This is a genomic window from Zobellia sp. 1_MG-2023 (assembly GCF_030549125.1).
In the GTDB taxonomy this organism is placed as follows: domain Bacteria; phylum Bacteroidota; class Bacteroidia; order Flavobacteriales; family Flavobacteriaceae; genus Zobellia; species Zobellia russellii.
Genome location: NZ_JAUOSY010000006.1, coordinates 26,543 through 44,634, shown reverse-complemented (window position 1 = coordinate 44,634; position 18,092 = coordinate 26,543). Strand labels below are relative to the sequence as shown.

The window sequence follows — 18,092 nt, the reverse complement described above, 5'->3', positions numbered from 1 at the left end:
CGTTTACCATTCCAATAGAACACGCTGCGCCGAAAAACCTGGACCAAAGCTAAGAATGAGTCCTTGGTCACCCTCCTTAATATCTTTTTCCATAAAGCGCTCCAAGACATACAGAACAGTAGCACTGCTCATATTTCCGTACTGGCGTAGTACTTCCCGGGTATCGTCAATATTTTTTCCCATTGCCCCAAATAGTTCTTCCACCGTTTGCACAATTTTTTTCCCTCCAGGGTGAAAAATAAGATGGTCCACCGCCTCAATAGAGGTACCGTGCTTTTCCAAAAAAGGATGTACAATGTTAGGGAAATGAGCCGAAATAGTCTCCGGTACGGTTATATCCAAAATCATCTTGAGCCCATGATTGGTCAAATCAAAGCCCATCATGTGCGTAGCATCCGTAAAATGGTACATTTCCCCTCCTTTTATTTTTGGGCCTCTGGCGTTTTCCTCTGAGGATAAAAGGACACAAGAGGCGCCATCGCCAAAAATAGCGGCACTGACCATGTTCACCATAGAAAAATCATTAAGCTGAAAAGTTGCCGTGGGACTTTCAACTGCGATTACTGCAGCGCGCTTACCGGGATTGGACCTTAAAAAGTTCTGTGCATATATCAATCCTGAAACTCCGGCCGCACAACCCATCTCCGTAACCGGAAGTCGCACTACATCTTGTCTAAGTCCTACATCGTTTATTAAATACGCATCTAGCGACGGAATCATAATGCCCGTACAGCTAACGGTAATGATATAATCCAGTGAATCCGCCCCCCAATCACTGGCTTTTAAGGCCTTTTCCAAGACCTTTTTTCCCAATTTTTTGACCTCACGCATGTAAATGGCATTTTTTTCCTCAAACGAGGTTGCCGTAAAAACCTCTTCAGGTTTCATAATGCTGTAGCGCTTATCAACCGCCGCTCCTTCAAATATTTTAATGACTTTTCTACGGAAACGGTCTTCTTGACCCGAAAGCCAAAGGTTTACCAAGGGTATTATTTCTCCGGTGGGCTTGCAATAATCGGGCAATTGCTTGACCGTTTTTACTATTCGTACTTCGCTCATATATTTTAGTCGGTCGTTAATGTTGCGCTACCCATACAATTCTAAAAGCCCATTTTTTAGTAATGCTATGTTTCATTTTTGGTAATTCTGCTGCAAATGCCTGTAATTCCTTTTTAAGAAATCCACTTTTAATGGAGGTAAGTCCGTCTTTTTTGGCAATATTCGTTCGTATAAAAATAGTACTAAACAGTTTAAAAAGTTGATATGAAAGTGCACTTCGTTGCAAATCGTTAATAATAAAACCGATTCGGCTCAATTTTGAAAACTGATTTAGAAACTGTGGAATTTCATGGTTTTTAAAGTGATGCATGGTTAAGGTGCAAAGCAAAATATCGCACTGCAATTCATCTTGCTCCAGTTCTAGAATATCCTGTTTTATATATTGAATTTCTGGAAATTCAAGGGATTGCTCCCGTGCAATTTCTAGACTCTTTTCATTGAGGTCCACTCCAATACACTTCAAATTAAAATGATGCTTTCGTGACCAAAGAACTAACGTTCTGAGCATGCTTCCATTGCCGCATCCCATATCTAAAATCGTATATGATTTTTTATTTTTATCCTGTATTAGGCTGTGTACGGCCTGAACAGTTAGATTATTTCCGTTTAAAAATGAATTGGCACGGTCAATATCCAACAAAACCTTTTTAAGCTCTGTCTGATCTAGGGACAGGTCGTCCATCAACTCGGTTTCAGTACTTCTTTTAGAAAAATTACCCATTATTGAATTGGTTTACCGTGCGTGTTCTTAATCAGTTGTCTCAAAAGCCAAGGTTGTTTTGCTACCAATGTTATGGCCCAATCTGCCAAACTAGGATTTAGCAATACCGATTGAAGTCGCCTACCCAACCATAATCTTCTTTCAAAAGTACGGTTCCATGCTTTAACATAATCACGTTCCATCTTCGTACGGTCAGTTTCTTTTCCGGTTAAAAAATCATGAATCAGTTCCGAGGCAATTTTAGCGCTATGGATAGCCATGGCCATACCATTACCGCAGAGCGGATGAATTAGGCCCGCTGTGTCTCCACACATAAGAACATGGTCCTCTATCGGGTTTTTGGATCGAAAGGAAATTTGGGCAATGGTCAGCGGTTTTTCAAAAAGTGGTTCGGCTTTGCTTAAGAAGTTCTCTAAAATGGGGTTCTCCTGAACTACCTGTTTATTAAAACGCTCAATATCCTTTTCTTGCTGAAAACTATTGTAGGATGCCAAATAACAGAAATTTACTGCACCGGATTCAGTTTTGGAGAGTCCACCATAACCACCTCTAAAATTGTGTAATCCGACTTTATCTTCAGGAAAATCATTGAGCTGGTAATGGCATTTAACTGCTAGCCAAGATGATTTTTGTTGTATAAAATTTCGATTCAATTGCTTATCCAAAGTACTTCTTTTACCATATGCACCAATCACTATTTTTGAAGTAAAGGTTTTATTTGTTGATGTAACTATTTTAAATACAGGTTTTTGAAAAACCACAGAAGTTGCGCTCTCAAAAACAAATTCAACTCCTAGTTCCGTTGCTCTTTTATACAACATAGCATCAAATGCATAACGACTGATTCCCGTTCCTCCTAAAGGTAATTTAGCGTTTAGCACGGTTCCCGTAACCGTCGAAAATTCTAAAGTTTCAATTGAAACCGCCCCAGATTGCTTTAAATCAATTCCTAGACTTTTTAGATACGGAAGCACTTCGTTGGAAACATATTCGCCACATACTTTATGATGTGGATAGGGTTCCTTTTCAATAACCAAAACGCTATGGTCCGCTTTCGCTAAATGAATAGCGGCTGTTAAACCCGCTAAACCACCTCCAACTATAATAACATCATACTGCTCCACTAGGGGAAGATAGTTAATTAAACAAAAAAAATACCGACATGAACTGCCGGTATTTTTATAAAATTATAGGTGAGGGTATCTAATATTAGCCCTTAACTTTTTGTTTTGCTTCTTGTTTCAAAGCTTCACTGGCAACAATAGCAAGTTCTACCCTACGGTTTTTAGCTTTTCCTTCTTTGGTAGTGTTATCTCCTACAGGTTGCGTTTCGCCATACCATTTCGTTTCCAAACGGCTCTTATCTATTCCCTGGGAAATTAGGTAATTGGTAACCGATGTAGCTCTTTGCTCGGATAAAGTCATATTATAATCATCCGGTCCGGCACTGTCCGTATGACCTTCTACCAATACGTTAGATTTTGGATAATCCTTCAAGATTTCTGCCAAACTGTTCAATGTAGTTTGCGAAGTACCTTTGACATCGGATTTGTTGGTGTCAAAATAAACACCTGCATCTTCGTTAAAAGTTACATTGATACCTTCACCAACTCGGCTCACCTCTGCTCCTGGAATTTCCTCTTCAATACGTTCTGCTTGGCGGTCCATTCGGTCTCCAATATAACCACCCGCAACTCCACCAATGGCAGCGCCAAGAATGGCTCCCAATACCGTATTGTTACCGTTACCCACATTATTTCCGATAACGCCACCAATAGCAGCACCACTACCTGCACCTATTACAGCTCCTCTTTGTTTGTTGTTTGAATTTTGTATGGTCTTACAACCTACTACCATGGTCAACGCCATGACGATATATGCTGATTTTAGAATTACTTTCTTCATAATTATCTTATTGTTTTGTGAAATTATATACAACGGAAACCGGACTTCCATCAACGTTTACATCAGATTTTAAAGTCATTTGAGAAGGGGTCAATGAAAGAATCTCTAATCGGTATCCTGTTCTTCCGTACAGGTCTTTTTTCTTTTCATCAATGTATTTAAACTGCAATTGATCGTTCCCGTTTTCGTTTTCAAGAACGGACCATCTAATATTCCTTACACCTCCCGCGCAGGCACTATTTGAGGTAGGGATGGTATAACTTCCGGTGCTATTGTTTTCCAAAAAGTACCACGTACTTCCCTCAAAACAGAACCCATTGGCATCATTAAAAAGCATGGATTTAAAAGAGCCTTCACTAGCTTCGTAACCCACATTTTCCAATACCCAGTTACCATTAATGGTCTTGCGTTGTTCGCGCACGTTCTTAGAAAGAGAACAGGAAGTCAAAACTAGTGCGCAAACGAACAGTGCAATACTATTCTTCATCATAATTTTAATTTAAGTTTTGTCTATATACGAGTGGAAATCCTTAAATGTTTCCAACAAACCGTTAAACAAATATTAATACGGACAAAGTTACTGCATTACAGTTGTTTGGGTTAATGGGAAAAATAAAGATGTTTGCTCAATGACTAATACGCAAGAAGTTCTTTAAGGGCTGTGAGGAATCTTTCTTTGGGCAAGTAATCGTCTTCAAGCTTTTTAGCAAAAGGGATTGGGGTTTCCATACTGGCCACACGCTTTACGGGACCATCTAGATATTGGAACCTATTTTCCATAACCAATGCAGAAATATCACTGGCAATACCTCCAAATAAGCTGTCCTCTTGAAGTATAATCAGTTTTCCTGTTTTTTCTACGGAAGAATACACTGATTCCATATCCAAAGGTGCCAACGTACAAAGGTCAATTAGGTCCGCCGAAATATCAGGATTCTTTTCAAGAGTATCCAATGCCCAATGAACACCTGCGCCATAAGAAACAATGGTTATATCTTTTCCTTCTTTCAATAATGCCGCTTTACCAAAGGGAAGTGTATAGTAATCTGCAGGTATGTTCTGGTATACGCTACGGTACAAAGCCTTGTGCTCAAAAAAGAGTACCGGATTGGGGTCATTAATAGCTGTAGCCAATAATCCCTTGGCATCGTATGGAAAAGCCGGATAGGCCACTTTTAGTCCCGGGGTCTTGGTAAACCACGCTTCATTGGTCTGGGAATGAAAAGGACCGGCCCCTACATCGCCACCGCAAGGCATACGGATAACTACATCCGCTTTTTCATTCCAACGGTAATGGGATTTGGCCAAATAATTTACAACGGGATTAAAACCGCTACTTACAAAATCGGCAAATTGCATTTCAACAACGGCTTTCATTCCGTTTATGGAAAGCCCCATGGCCGCCGAAACAATTCCTGACTCACAAATAGGAGTGTTCCGAACACGTTCCTTACCAAAAGCATCCATAAAGCCTTCTGTGATTTTAAACACACCGCCATAATCGGCCACATCTTGCCCCATTATGACCAAGTTGGAATGTTTCTCCATAGATTGCCGCAATCCTTTGGAAATAGCATCTACCAATCTAATGTGTTCCACCACTTTGCCCGGTTTGGTTTCTTCATATTTAAAAGGAGCGTATACATCCAATAACTCCTGGGCAGGTTTGGATTCGACTTCCTCTTCGTCAAAAGCAAGTTTGAGATTTTCGTTTATCTCGGATTCGATTTCATTGCGTAAGGCTTCAATTTTTTCCGAGGTTAGAATACCTTCTTTTAAAAGAAAAGTTTCATAGTTGGCAATGGGGTCTTTCTTGCTCCATTCCGTCATTAATTCCTCGGGTACGTATTTGGTACCACTGGCTTCTTCGTGTCCACGCATGCGGAAAGTCTTGAATTCCACCAGAACCGGACGCGGATTTTCCCTAAGGTCCGTTGCGATCTCGCTCAATTTGGCGTAAACCTCTAAAATATGATTACCATCAATCGTATACGATTCTATGCCGTAACCCAGTCCCCTATCGGATAGGTTCTTACAGTTGTATTGTTCCCTTGTGGGTGTTGAAAGTCCGTATCCGTTATTTTCGATACAGAAAATAACGGGCAAATCCCATACGGATGCAATGTTCAGGGCTTCATGAAAATCGCCCTCGCTCGTTCCGCCTTCACCTGTAAAAACTGCCGTGACCGCTTTGTTATTTTTAAGCTTTTCGGCCAATGCAATTCCGTCCGCTACACCCAATTGCGGACCGAGGTGACTGATCATTCCTATAATTTTATAGTCTTGGGTGCCAAAATGAAAACTACGGTCACGCCCTTTGGTAAATCCGTTCAATTTTCCCTGCCATTGGGAGAAAAGGCGATGCAATGGTATACCGCGTGTTGTAAAAACGGCCAAGTTTCTATGCATAGGAAGAATGTATTCATCATTTTTCAGGGCATTGGTAACCCCCACCGAAATGGCTTCTTGGCCAATACCACTAAACCATTTGGAAATTTTTCCTTGACGTAAGAGAATCAACATTTTCTCTTCTATCATACGTGGCCGCAGAAGGTCCTTATATAGTTTAAACAAAGTCTCTTCGCTTAAATTCCTTTTATCGTATTGCATAAAATTCTTAAGGTGAAATTGCATTTTGGAAGATAAAAGTAGCAAAAATACCACATCTAGCGTCTGGATTGTTATATTTAATAGTTGGGCATATTTTACTAACTTTGATAAAATTTATAAAGCAACATCATGAGTGCAATACCTAGTGTAGATTTACAGGATTTTGTTTCGGATAGTCCCGAAAGAAAAGAGAAATTCATAAAAGAAATCGGTTCCGCTTTTGAGAATATTGGTTTCGTAGCCCTAAGTGGCCATTTTTTATCAGATGATTTGGTAAAGAACCTTTATGATGAAATTAAAAAGTTTTTCAGCCTTCCACAAGAAGTAAAGGATAGCTACGAGATTGAAGGAATAGGTGGCCAACGCGGGTATACTTCGTTTGGAAAAGAACATGCCAAAGGAAAAAAAGAAGGAGACCTAAAGGAATTCTGGCACTTTGGACAATATGTACAGGATAATCCAAAATTGGAAGCGGAATATCCGGATAATGTTATAGTTAGTGAGTTGCCAACATTTAATGCGGTTGGTAAGGAAACATACCAGATGTTGGAAAAAACGGCTAAATACGTGCTTAGGGCATTGGCCATTCATTTGGATTTGGAGGAAACTTATTTTGATGATTACATAAAGAACGGGAACTCAATTTTACGCCCCATTCATTATCCACCTATAACTTCCGAGCCTAAAAATGCAGTACGTGCCGCCGCCCATGGCGATATTAACCTTATCACCTTGCTTATGGGAGCACACGGTCGTGGACTTCAAGTTAAAAACCATAAAGGCGAATGGGTTGATGCCATTGCCAGGCCTGACCAACTGATGATTAATGTTGGCGATATGTTATCCAGACTTACCAACAACAAATTAAAGTCTACCATACACCAAGTGGTGAACCCTCCAAAGGAGCTTTGGGGCACTTCTAGATACTCCATTCCATTTTTCATGCACCCTATTAGTGAAATGCCGTTAAATTGCCTTGATAATTGTGTTGATGATGCCCATCCAAAGCAATTTGAAGATATCACGGCAGGCGAGTTCCTTCATGAGCGTTTAATTGAACTAGGACTTATTAAGGCATAATCATGGATTTACAAGATCAGCTCAAAAACCTTTTTCCAGACCATGAGCCGGAAGAAACGGAAGCTACTCCCCAAGAGAAAAATACTATTTGGCTGCAGGATGACCCCATTATTTGTAAATACGAGAAACGAAAAGGGAAGCCTATTACCATTTTAGAGGGGTATAACGGAGCGGACAGTGATTTTAAAAAACTGGCCAAAGAACTTAAAACCAAATTAAGTGTAGGAGGGTCATTTAAAAACGGTCAAATCATAATACAAGGCGATTATAGAGATAAAATTATGGCGCTGTTAAAAGAAAAAGGATTTGCAGTAAAACGAGTTGGAGGATAACCGGTTTAAATACAGTGTTTTACAATGCAATCAAGACAATTTCGTTATTGTGTTAATTATTTTTGGTTTTTTTTTAATTATAAGTACTTTTAATCTCTAGAACCTAATTCACATCCTACATGAGTTCCCTTTTACACATCACCAACGGAGATAGTTTTACGGAGAGAATAAAATCATTAAAGCTCAAGGGAGATATTATTACCTGGCGCGAGATGCTCTGCGAGGGTAAAACCTTGACCAATGTGGGAAGCGAATCTTTCTGGAAAGCCCGTTTTGAATTCTTAAACAAAAACTACAAGGTGTCCAAGTCATGGTTTATTGAAAAAACCTTGAAAGAATACAGATCCCTTTGTAATCATAAACAACAAGATGAGATTGTGCTCTGGTTTGAGTACGATCTCTTTTGTCAAGTAAACATGATTGCCGTACTCAGTTGGTTAAAGACCAACCGCAAATATGCCCAAGTTTCTTTGGTCTGCAGCGGTAAAGAAGACGATACTGATAAAATGTACAGTCTTAATGACTTAACCGATGAGCAATTGCTTAAATTATACAGCAACAAAGTTGAGCTATCACAAGACGATATTGAATATGCGGACTATGTATGGCAACTTTATTGCAGTGATAACCCTATAAGATTAGAGAATCTGTCCGATTTTGGCGAATTTCAGTTCAATTATTTGGGAGATGCGGTTCGTACGCACTTACACCGTTTTCCGAGTATTAAAAACGGACTTAATGAAATGGAAAATACCATCCTAAGGCTGGCCGTAGACAAAAAGCCTACCTCAAAAGGTGCTTTTGTTTCCGAAATTCTTCAAAATCAGGGTTTATTGGGCTTCGCCGATACGCAGTATGATAGAGCCTTAGGAAGACTTAAACCTTTATTTTCCTCTTTCAATCCAGTAAGACTCACCAAAAAAGGAAAAGAGATACTGGAGAACAAAACCAGTTACTACTCTTGCATTCAAGACAATGATGTTTATCTAGGCGGTGCCTTAAAATACAATTTCCTTTACAACACCGAAGCTAGTAGAATTTTAAAGCTGTAATAGCATGCAATTAAGCCCCTCTGAGCTTATCCTAAATGCCGACAAGAGCATTTATCACCTTAATTTATTACCAGAAGACATAGCAGAAACCATAATCACCGTTGGCGATCCTGACCGTGTAAGTGATGTTTCCCGTTTTTTTGACACTATAGAAGTGAAAAAAGGGAAACGAGAGTTTCATACCCACACCGGAACGTTAAACGGTAAGCGAATTTCTGTAATCTCCACAGGCATTGGTACGGATAATATTGATATTGTTTTTAATGAATTGGACGCTCTTGTCAATATTGATTTTGAGACCCGTACCCTAAAACCGAACAGAACGGTTTTGGATATTGTTAGAATAGGTACCTCCGGTGCCATTCGTTCGGATATTCCAATCGATTCTTTTTTAATGAGTGAATATGCTATGGGCTTTGATGGTCTTTTGCATTTTTATGACAGTGACTCGGTTCAGGAGCCAAAGGTATCCAACGCTTTTGTTGAACACACCAATTGGTCCGCTAACAAATCAGTGCCCTATGTAGTAAAATATGATAAAAACCTTGGTGATAAGCTATTTTCAAATCGTATACGATTAGGGGTCACTGTTACCAATATAGGCTTTTATGGACCTCAAAGTAGAGTATTGAGGCTAAAACTGAATGATGAAGGGCTTCAAGATAAACTAGCATCATTTGAGCACGATGGTATTAAAATCACCAACTTGGAAATGGAAACTTCAGGAATCTACGGCCTGGCAAAATTGTTAGGGCACCGTGCGGTTTCTATGAACTGTATCCTGGCCAACCGGGCTAATGGTGAATTTAGTGCCAATCCTTCCCAATCGGTAAAAGAACTGATTCAATATACCCTGGAAAAGCTAACAAAAGCTTAACTACTTAACACTAAATTTAGATTCTTGAGATAACGATTGGTTATTTTTGTTTTCTATGGAAAACGGAAATTACAAACATCGAGATGTAAATTGGCTATATTTTAATGAAAGGGTGTTGCTGGAAGCTGCAGATCCCACTACTCCCCTTTTAGAACGTTTACGATTCTTGGCCATCTTCTCTTCCAACCTTGATGAATTCTTTAAGGTGCGGGTGTCACAGTTACGGCAGTTAAAATCTGTAGATAAAGAATTACGGCGAAAACTCGTTCTAAAGTCCAATAAGCGGCTCAAGAAGATTCTTCGCATCATTGATAAGCAACAGCAACGGTTCGGAATTATCATGGAGGCTATTTTCAAAGAACTCCAAAAACAAGATATTCATTTTTTAACCGATACTACCTACACATCGGAACAGACTGCCTACCTCAATGCTTATTTTAATAGTATTTCTGCGGATTGCACCCTTTACGAGGCACAGGAAAACCCTAAACTGACAGATGGAGGCTTATATTTTTTTGTGGCTTTAGCCGATGAAACATATTATTTTGTAAAAATACCAACGGATAGTCACGAACGCTTTATTAAAGTGCCCGGAAAAGGTCATTCATATGTTTTTTTGGATGATGTGGTTCGCATGCATCTGAATCATTTATTTCCGCAAAGCGAAGTGATAGCTAGCTATTCCATAAAACTGTCCCGCGACGCAGAGCTCTATTTGGAAGATGATTTTGGTGATACCCCCTTGGCCGACCAAATTTATGATGCGCTTCACCAACGGCAATCCGGACAACCCACACGATTGCTTTATGACGCGCAAATGCCTGAATCGAATAAGGAAATCATTAAAGAGGCCTTAGGCATTGGTACAATTGATTTATTTTCCGGTGGGCGGTATCATAATCTTTCGGATTTTTTCAGTTTTGAAAACCCTTTGGAGAATCAATATTTGGTTTACAAGGCTCAACCTGCCTTACCACACCCTGTTTTATCAACCACCAACGATTTTTTCGGTGCCATTGCAGAAAGAGATCAACTGGTTCATTTCCCATATCAGAGTTTTAGTGTTGTGGAGAATTTTATCGCTGCAGCGGCAAAAGACAATACGGTCACACATATCAAAATTTCCCTTTACCGAATCGCTAAAGCCTCAGTACTTACAGATGCATTGCTCTTAGCGCTAAAGAATGGAAAAAAGGTGACCATTTTTGTGGAGGCCAAAGCGCGGTTTGACGAAAAAAATAACATTGAATGGGGTAAAACATTCGAAGATAATGGAGCTAAAGTTTTCTTTAGTGTCCCCAACATTAAAGTACATTCCAAAATCGCTTTAATAGAGCGTAGGGAAAATGACATACTTAAACGATATGCATACATTGGCACAGGTAACTTTAATGCCAAGACTTCAAGAATTTATTGTGATCACGGACTTTTTACTGCTCACAATCAGATAACTGAAGATTTGGGTCAAGTTTTCCTAACACTGGAAAGACATTTGATTATCCCTAAATTAAAACGCTTGTTAGTATCACCTTTTAACACTAGAAATGTATTTCTGCAATCAATTGAAACCGAAATAAAAAACAGCAAAAAAGGACTGCCCGCCAAAATTACGGCAAAGATGAACAGCCTTGAAGACCGGACCATGATAGATGCATTGTATCGTGCCAGTGAAGCAGGTGTTGAAGTGCGCCTTATAGTTCGTGGGTTTTGTTGTCTTGTTGCAAGACCGGAGAATGAGCTTCCATCTGGGGCTAAACCAATAATAGTGACGAGTATAGTTGATCGTTATCTAGAACATGGCCGCATCTATCTGTTCCACAACAATGGCGAGGAAAAAATGTATATGGGCTCTGCAGATTGGATGACCAGAAACTTGGATAGGCGTATTGAAGTACTGACGCCCATTTTGGATGAAGCCGTTTTTAATCAACTAAAGGCTATTTTAGAGCTTCAGATAAACGATACGGTAAAAGCACGTTTTCAAGATGCGAACGATACAAACAAGAATGTAGCATCGCAACAAGAAATTTCAATTCGCTCACAATACGCTATTTATGACTATTTAAAAAACGTAAGTGGTTCTGGGGCTCTGGCGAACACTCCCCTTGTCGCAGCAAATAGAGCATAACCATGCTTTTTTACATAGGTCGATGGCTTACTTTTTCTTAATTTTACGAATACAAACACAATACTAACCATATGAAAACAGTACGAATAATAGGCGTTCCGGAACATTTTAACCTACCATGGCACATGGCTATGGAAGAAGGTGCTTTTGAAGAAAGAGGCATTGACCTTCAGTGGACGGAAGTACCGGAAGGCACAGGTAGAATGTGCCAAATGCTTCAAAATGATGAAACGGACTTAGCCATTATTCTTACCGAAGGTCTTGTTAAGAGTATAACGGAGGGGAATCCTGCTAAAATTGTTCAAGAATACATTTCCACCCCTCTGCAATGGGGAATTCACGTGGGTGCTGAAAGCCAATACAAGTCCATAGCTGATTTAAAAGGAACAAAGGCTGCCATTAGCCGTATGGGCAGTGGTAGTCATTTAATGGCCTTTGTAAACGCTCAGAACGAAGGTTGGAGCACGGATGCGCTTCAATTTAAAATTATAAATAATCTGGACGGAGCGGTAACAGCTTTGACAGAGGGGCAAGCTGATTATTTTATGTGGGAACATTTCACCACTAAACCTTTGGTGGATCAAGGTGTTTTTAGACGTCTAGGAGATTGCCCTACACCATGGCCTTGCTTTGTGATTGCCGCAACGCAAAAATTCCTAAACGACGACGAGACCATTTTAAAGCACATTTTAGAAGTTATTAATACGTACACGGTGGAGTTCAAACAAATACCGAGCATAGACCGCAATCTGGCTAATAGGTACGGACAACAGTTGGAAGATATTAGAGAATGGTTAAAAATAACCCGCTGGGGACAAACCCAAACGAATCCACAAACCATTGAAAAAGTGCAAGATACCCTCACCGACTTAAAGTTGATTGATAAAAAACTTAAGACTGACGAACTTTTACAAAGTTTTAGCAGTTAATTACTTGACAGGCAGTTGTATGTGTTTTAATTTTATAGGGAATTGGCGAAACTGAAGTTGAATTAATTCCTAATGAAAATGAAAACAAAACTACGTAGTACAACTCAATTTCTGTCTGTAGTCTTATTTTTCTGGGGTGTTCATTTTGCCCAGGCACAGACCTATTACGCTTTACAAATAGACCGGAATATCCGTATGAAAGCGGAGGATATTACCGCCGAGTATCAACCTAGGTTGGTCATGGGTACGGAACAGGCTCTGGAATTTCGGAATACCGTGGCCAAATACATAGTCAAGAGAAGGTCGGTTGAGAACAATCCTGATATCACAAACGGGCAAAGACGTTATCGACTAAAACTGTTGTCCAGTCATGAAAGTTCTGAAATGGCTAATGTGCTCTACCCCTATCAATGGCAGGAATATTTACGGGTTAAACCCGAAATTCAGCCTTTATCCAATGAAGAGTCCCGATTTGATGATGCTATCGCGGATAATCAGTCTACCAATTAATAGGCTCAAGACCTTTCTTTTTTAGAATTTCGTTGACTTGACTAAAATGCCGGTTTCCAAACCAGTAACCACGATTGGCGCTTAATGGAGAAGGATGTCCGGAGGTTAAAATATGGTGCTTATTTTCATCTATCAACTTGGCTTTCTTTTTAGCAAAACCGCCCCAAAGCAGGAAAATGAGGTCTTGTTTTTCGTTGGATAGTTTTTTGATTACCGCATCCGTAAAGGTTTCCCATCCTTTTTTTTGATGACTGCCAGCCTCGTGGGCACGTACAGTAAGCGTTGCATTGAGCAAAAGCACCCCTTGGTCTGCCCAACGCTCTAAATTTCCGCTTCGTGGATAAGGTTTGCCTAAATCCGTTTCAATTTCCTTAAAGATATTGATTAAAGAAGGAGGGTGCGGAATACCGTCCTTAACCGAAAAACAGAGTCCGTTTGCTTGATTAGGGCCATGGTAAGGGTCTTGCCCAATGATGACCACCTTGGTTTTATCAAAAGGGCTATGGTCAAAAGCGGCAAAAATGTCCTTTCCCTTGGGATAGCACGTGTTTTGAGTATATTCAGCCTTTACAAATTCTATGAGCTGTTTAAAATAAGGGGCTTCAAATTCTTGAGAAAGCGGTGGTATCCAGCTTTTATGTATTTGTACTGTCATTTATTATGATCATTTTTGTATTGCAACGGTAAATAAACTTATGGCAAGTAGATTTCGCCGTTTTCAAAAATACTTAAAAATTAGAGTGCAAAGACTACGGAAAGTCGGCTTTAAATATCCAGAAAAATGAAAAAGTGTGTTTTATCGCTATTGGTTGTGTCGTTACTATTGAGTTGTATTGAGGATAAAAAGGAAATCAGCTCTATTAATCCTGAAAACTGGTCTAAGCGCAAAATAGATATTAGCGCGAAGGATTCGCTGGAGTACGGTAAATCATATTTGTCCGTTTACTCCCAAATTTATAGCATGACAGAGCATAAAACACATAATTTGACCGCCATGGCAAGTTTGCGGAACACAAGTGATAAAGACACGATATACTTGACCAAGGCCGAATATTTTGATACGCACGGAAAATCGCTTCGCACTTATTTTTCACATCCCATTTACTTGGCTCCAATGGAAACTACCGCCATTATTATTGATGAAATAGATGTTGAAGGTGGTACGGGTTCCAATTTTTTAATCGAATGGAAAATACCAAAAAACTGCCCAGAACCTCTTTTTGAGGGAGTTATGAACTCTACCATGTCCCAACAAGGTCTTTCGTTCACTACACAGGCCAAACGTATTGAATAACAAAGCTTATATATGGCCAAGCCAATGGATTTCACATCTCGCCGCCATTGACTACCTTTGCCGTCGCAATTAAACAAGAATGGCAAATATTCACCCTAAAACGGTACAAGATCTTGAGTTTCCCACAGTTTTAAAGCAGGTTTCTGCCCGATGCTCCACGGAATTGGGAAAAGAACGTGCTTTGGAAATAACTCCGATGACGGATAAGGAAACCGTAGAGAATGTCTTGGGACAGACCGCAGAATACTTATCCTCTTTCGTTAACGAAAACCGAATACCGCCTCATGGTTTTGATGCAATAAACAAAGAACTGCAACTCCTTCGTATTGAAAATACAACGCTTGAGGTGTCTAGTTTTAAGAAAATTGCCACTATCTGTACTACGGTGGCAACCCAGAAAAAGTTCCTCAAAAAATTCAAGGAATACTATCCACTGCTTTTTGAGGTATCCGAAAAAATTCAGCTGAATACGGATATCCCTAAGGAGATAGATGTGGTTATAGACCGATTTGGAGAAGTAAAAGACCGCGCATCTAACAAACTTTTTGATATACGCCGCCAAATGAACCAGGTAAAAGGAAAAATCGGACAGAGCTTTGCTTCTGCCCTGAATACTTACCACGGTTCTGATTATTTGGATGATATACGGGAATCCGTTGTGGAGAACCGCCGTGTTCTGGCGGTAAAGGCCATGTACCGCAGAAAAGTAAAGGGTACGGTTATGGGTACTTCCAAAACTGGAAGTATTGTTTACATTGAGCCGGAAGCCACTTTAAAGTATAGCCGAGAGCTGAACAATTTGGAGTACGATGAAAAAGAGGAGATTCAGCGCATTCTAAACGAACTCACCAACCAGATTCGTCCTTTTGCTTGGCTATTGGCCGAGTATCAAGAGTTTTTGGCCCATATGGACATTACCTCGGCCAAGGCTTCGTACGCAAGGGAAACCAATTCGTTACTTCCCAAAATAAACGATGAGAAACGATTATTTTTACGTGATGCTTTTCATCCGCTGCTCTATCTGAGCAACAAATTGCAACGTAAAGAGACTTATCCGCAGACTATAGAACTGCACTTAGAAAACCGAATTATTGTCATTAGTGGACCTAATGCCGGCGGTAAAAGTATCACCCTAAAAACGATAGGATTACTTCAAGTAATGCTTCAATCAGGACTTCTAATTCCCGTTCATGAAAGGAGTTCCGTTTGTTTATTCGATACGATTTTAACCGATATAGGAGATAATCAATCTATAGAAAACCATTTGAGTACCTACAGTTATCGTCTTAAGAACATGAAGAACTTTCTGCGAATCTGTAATGATGAAACGCTTTTTCTTATTGACGAGTTTGGTACCGGTAGTGATCCAGAATTGGGTGGTGCCCTAGCGGAAGCGTTTTTAGAAGTCTTTTATGAGCGTGGCGCTTATGGGGTCATAACCACGCATTATGCCAACTTAAAGGCTTTAGCAGACGAGTTGCCGCACACTACGAATGCCAACATGGTCTTTAACAGCAAAACTTTGGAACCCACCTTTCAATTGGTTCTAGGGGAAGCCGGTAGCTCCTTTACATTTGAAGTGGCTCAAAAGAACGGAATTCCCTATAGCTTGATAAACAAGGCAAAGAAGAAGGTAGAACGAGGCAAAGTGCGTTTTGATGCCACGATAGCCAAACTTCAGAAAGAACGCAGCAAAATGGCTAAAACAGGCTCTAGACTTCAAGAAGAGGAGTCCAAAGCGCGTGAGGAAGCCGCTCGTTTGGAAAAACTGAATGCCAAGGTCAAGAGTAAATTGGAGAATTACCAAGAATTGTACGATCACGACCAGCGTATGGTGCAGTTGGGCAATAAAGTAGATAAGGCCGCTGACCGATACTTCATTGACAAAAAGAAGCGCCCGTTGGTATCCGAGCTTTTACGAATTGTGGAGACCGAGAACAGCAAACGCAAGAAAAAGACCGCCAAGGAAGCCAAAGTTGAGCGTGCGAAAAAAGCACAGGTAGTCCAAGAGGTGCAAAAGGAGGTCAAGGTAATACGGGAGAAAAAGATAATTGAGAAGAAAAAGGCGATTATCAAAGAAAAAAACAAACCACGCCCCATTTTTAAGGTAGGCGACCGTGTACGTATGCAAGACGGGAAATCCGTAGGTACTATAGATAACCTTGAAAAGAACAAGGCTATCGTAAACTACGGCATTTTTACGACTAATGTGAGTGTTGATCAGCTGGAGTTGGTGGAACGGGTAAAAAAATAATTCCGAACCTGAATTGAGGTTTGAAAACTAGGAGTTGTAAATTAAAATATATGCCTTGGTCTTCGTAACTTTACACCGTGGAAAATTCAAAACAAATCATTCTTTTTGATGGCGTTTGCAATCTTTGTAATGGGGCCGTTCAGTTTATCATTAAACGGGACAAAAAGGATGTCTTCCGTTATGCGGCATTACAAAGTGACCTTGGCAAGCAGTTAATGTCCGAGCGAAATATTGATGCTTCGCAGATAGATTCCATTATTTTAATAGATCCGGGAGTGGCTTTTTACATTAAATCCGATGCTGCATTAGAAATAGGAAAACAACTCAGCGGTTACGGGGTAATTTCATCTGTGTTACAATGGATTCCTAGCAGTATACGCAATATCGTATACGATTTTATAGCACGTAATCGCTATAAATGGTACGGCAAAAAAGAGGAGTGTATGATTCCTACGCCCGAGTTGAAAGCCAAATTCCTCTCATAGGAATCGCAAACCCTTCTTATCTCATTCGTTTAAAACTTATTGTAATCGGGCTAATTGCTAATGAAAGTTTAAAGTATCATTAGTGAACTTCAATACGCCATGAACAATAAAATAAAACAAGTAGCCTATGTTGGCTTTGTAGCCAAGGGCTCCGTATACGCCATTACTGGAATATTAGCTTTTCTTGCAGCTTTTAATTTGGGAGGTCAAAAAGCGGGGAAATTACAGATTATAGAATTTCTGGAAAAGCAGCCTTTTGGCAAGTTCTTACTAGCCGCTCTTGGGGTTGGTTTAATTTGCTATGCATTGTGGCGCTTTATCCAAAGTATTCAGGACCCGGAAAATATGGGTACTGATGGCAAAGCCCTGGTAAAAAGGGTTAGCTTTTTTATTAGTGGTCTAATTTATTTGGGGCTGGGTATTTTTGCAATTGTGGATATCTTTTATGAACCGGAGATATTAGGACCTATTGCTTTATTGTCATTGGTATCGCTCTGGCCGGAAAAGGTATTTATCAATTTATAAAAGTATATAAGGGAGACTTCCTTAAGAAATTTAACCTCGCGTCCCTCTCCGATACAACTCAACGCAAGTTCATAAAAAATGTGGGCTATATTGGGCTCATGGCTAGAGGTATAATGACGAGCATTATATCTTACTTCTTCTTAAAAGCAGGCTTTAGCTTAGCTGGAAGTGATTCGTCTAGCATGAAGGGTACTACGGAAGCCTTTCAGTTTATTCAACAAAACTCATCTGGCCCATGGTTAATGGGTATAGTGGCAACGGGACTAGTATGCTATGGAGTATATATGTTCACCAAGGCACGGTATCGTCAGTTTAGTAATTAAGTTTATCG

The 18,092-nt window shown here is 40.0% G+C and carries 19 protein-coding genes; 12 read left to right on the top strand and 7 right to left on the bottom strand.

What is annotated here, in order from left to right:
- Positions 1 to 3: 3 nt before the first annotated feature.
- The 6 genes from Q4597_RS13435 to Q4597_RS13410 form a co-directional block, all read right to left on the bottom strand.
- Entirely contained in the window at positions 4 to 1,059 is a 1,056-nt protein-coding gene (locus tag Q4597_RS13435; protein ID WP_303406567.1) for a type III polyketide synthase, read from the bottom strand.
- 16 nt (positions 1,060 to 1,075) lie between these two features.
- On the bottom strand, positions 1,076 to 1,780 hold the full coding sequence (locus Q4597_RS13430) for a methyltransferase domain-containing protein (RefSeq protein WP_303406566.1): 705 nt from the start codon (positions 1,778 to 1,780) through the stop codon (positions 1,076 to 1,078).
- Positions 1,780 to 2,904, bottom strand: coding sequence for an NAD(P)/FAD-dependent oxidoreductase (locus Q4597_RS13425; RefSeq protein WP_303406565.1), 1,125 nt, complete (start codon positions 2,902 to 2,904; stop codon positions 1,780 to 1,782). Before Q4597_RS13425 ends, Q4597_RS13430 begins: the two co-directional genes overlap by 1 nt.
- A gap of 85 nt (positions 2,905 to 2,989) precedes the next feature.
- Positions 2,990 to 3,685, bottom strand: coding sequence for an OmpA family protein (locus tag Q4597_RS13420; protein WP_303406564.1), 696 nt, complete (start codon positions 3,683 to 3,685; stop codon positions 2,990 to 2,992).
- Between the two features lie 7 nt (positions 3,686 to 3,692).
- Entirely contained in the window at positions 3,693 to 4,175 is a 483-nt protein-coding gene (locus tag Q4597_RS13415) for a lipocalin family protein (protein ID WP_303406563.1), read from the bottom strand.
- A 143-nt stretch (positions 4,176 to 4,318) separates the two neighbouring features.
- Positions 4,319 to 6,295 carry a dehydrogenase E1 component subunit alpha/beta gene (locus tag Q4597_RS13410; protein ID WP_303406791.1) on the bottom strand — a complete coding sequence of 659 codons (1,977 nt, stop codon included), beginning with the start codon at positions 6,293 to 6,295 and terminating at the stop codon, positions 4,319 to 4,321.
- A gap of 129 nt (positions 6,296 to 6,424) precedes the next feature.
- On the opposite strand from Q4597_RS13410, the gene Q4597_RS13405 reads away from it, so the two are divergent.
- From Q4597_RS13405 to Q4597_RS13375, 7 genes are all read left to right on the top strand, one after another.
- On the top strand, positions 6,425 to 7,375 hold the full coding sequence (locus Q4597_RS13405) for an isopenicillin N synthase family oxygenase (RefSeq protein ID WP_215440434.1): 951 nt from the start codon (positions 6,425 to 6,427) through the stop codon (positions 7,373 to 7,375).
- A gap of 2 nt (positions 7,376 to 7,377) precedes the next feature.
- Complete coding sequence (locus tag Q4597_RS13400) at positions 7,378 to 7,707, top strand: translation initiation factor (RefSeq protein WP_215440435.1); 330 nt, start codon at positions 7,378 to 7,380, stop codon at positions 7,705 to 7,707.
- Positions 7,708 to 7,826: 119 nt separating this feature from the next.
- Positions 7,827 to 8,759 (top strand): DUF1835 domain-containing protein, encoded by a 933-nt coding sequence (locus Q4597_RS13395; RefSeq protein ID WP_289062645.1) that lies wholly within the window; start codon positions 7,827 to 7,829, stop codon positions 8,757 to 8,759.
- 4 nt (positions 8,760 to 8,763) lie between these two features.
- Positions 8,764 to 9,636, top strand: coding sequence for a nucleoside phosphorylase (locus Q4597_RS13390; protein WP_303406562.1), 873 nt, complete (start codon positions 8,764 to 8,766; stop codon positions 9,634 to 9,636).
- 55 nt (positions 9,637 to 9,691) lie between these two features.
- On the top strand, positions 9,692 to 11,764 hold the full coding sequence (gene ppk1 / locus Q4597_RS13385; protein ID WP_303406561.1) for a polyphosphate kinase 1: 2,073 nt from the start codon (positions 9,692 to 9,694) through the stop codon (positions 11,762 to 11,764).
- 71 nt (positions 11,765 to 11,835) lie between these two features.
- Positions 11,836 to 12,693, top strand: a complete 858-nt coding sequence (locus Q4597_RS13380; RefSeq protein WP_303406560.1) for a substrate-binding domain-containing protein — start codon at positions 11,836 to 11,838, stop codon at positions 12,691 to 12,693.
- A 78-nt stretch (positions 12,694 to 12,771) separates the two neighbouring features.
- Positions 12,772 to 13,203, top strand: a complete 432-nt coding sequence (locus tag Q4597_RS13375; RefSeq protein ID WP_289041795.1) for a hypothetical protein — start codon at positions 12,772 to 12,774, stop codon at positions 13,201 to 13,203.
- On the opposite strand, the gene Q4597_RS13370 is transcribed toward Q4597_RS13375, so the two are convergent.
- A complete protein-coding gene (locus tag Q4597_RS13370) occupies positions 13,193 to 13,858 on the bottom strand; it encodes a uracil-DNA glycosylase (RefSeq protein WP_303406559.1) in 666 nt (221 codons plus the stop codon). The two genes, Q4597_RS13375 and Q4597_RS13370, sit on opposite strands and share 11 nt — an antisense overlap.
- A gap of 126 nt (positions 13,859 to 13,984) precedes the next feature.
- On the opposite strand from Q4597_RS13370, the gene Q4597_RS13365 reads away from it, so the two are divergent.
- The 5 genes from Q4597_RS13365 to Q4597_RS13345 all read left to right on the top strand — a co-directional run bounded on the left by Q4597_RS13365 (position 13,985) and on the right by Q4597_RS13345 (position 18,084).
- A complete protein-coding gene (locus tag Q4597_RS13365; protein WP_215440442.1) occupies positions 13,985 to 14,497 on the top strand; it encodes a DUF3124 domain-containing protein in 513 nt (170 codons plus the stop codon).
- A 79-nt stretch (positions 14,498 to 14,576) separates the two neighbouring features.
- Positions 14,577 to 16,751, top strand: a complete 2,175-nt coding sequence (locus tag Q4597_RS13360) for an endonuclease MutS2 (protein ID WP_303406558.1) — start codon at positions 14,577 to 14,579, stop codon at positions 16,749 to 16,751.
- Between the two features lie 77 nt (positions 16,752 to 16,828).
- The gene (locus Q4597_RS13355) at positions 16,829 to 17,236 is read left to right on the top strand and encodes a thiol-disulfide oxidoreductase DCC family protein (RefSeq protein ID WP_303406557.1); all 408 of its coding nucleotides are present in this window, start codon (positions 16,829 to 16,831) and stop codon (positions 17,234 to 17,236) included.
- A gap of 99 nt (positions 17,237 to 17,335) precedes the next feature.
- Positions 17,336 to 17,761: a DUF1206 domain-containing protein gene (locus Q4597_RS13350; RefSeq protein ID WP_303406556.1), complete on the top strand. Its 426-nt coding sequence runs from the start codon at positions 17,336 to 17,338 to the stop codon at positions 17,759 to 17,761.
- Between the two features lie 98 nt (positions 17,762 to 17,859).
- A complete protein-coding gene (locus Q4597_RS13345) occupies positions 17,860 to 18,084 on the top strand; it encodes a DUF1206 domain-containing protein (protein WP_303406555.1) in 225 nt (74 codons plus the stop codon).
- The last annotated feature ends 8 nt before the right edge of the window (positions 18,085 to 18,092 follow it).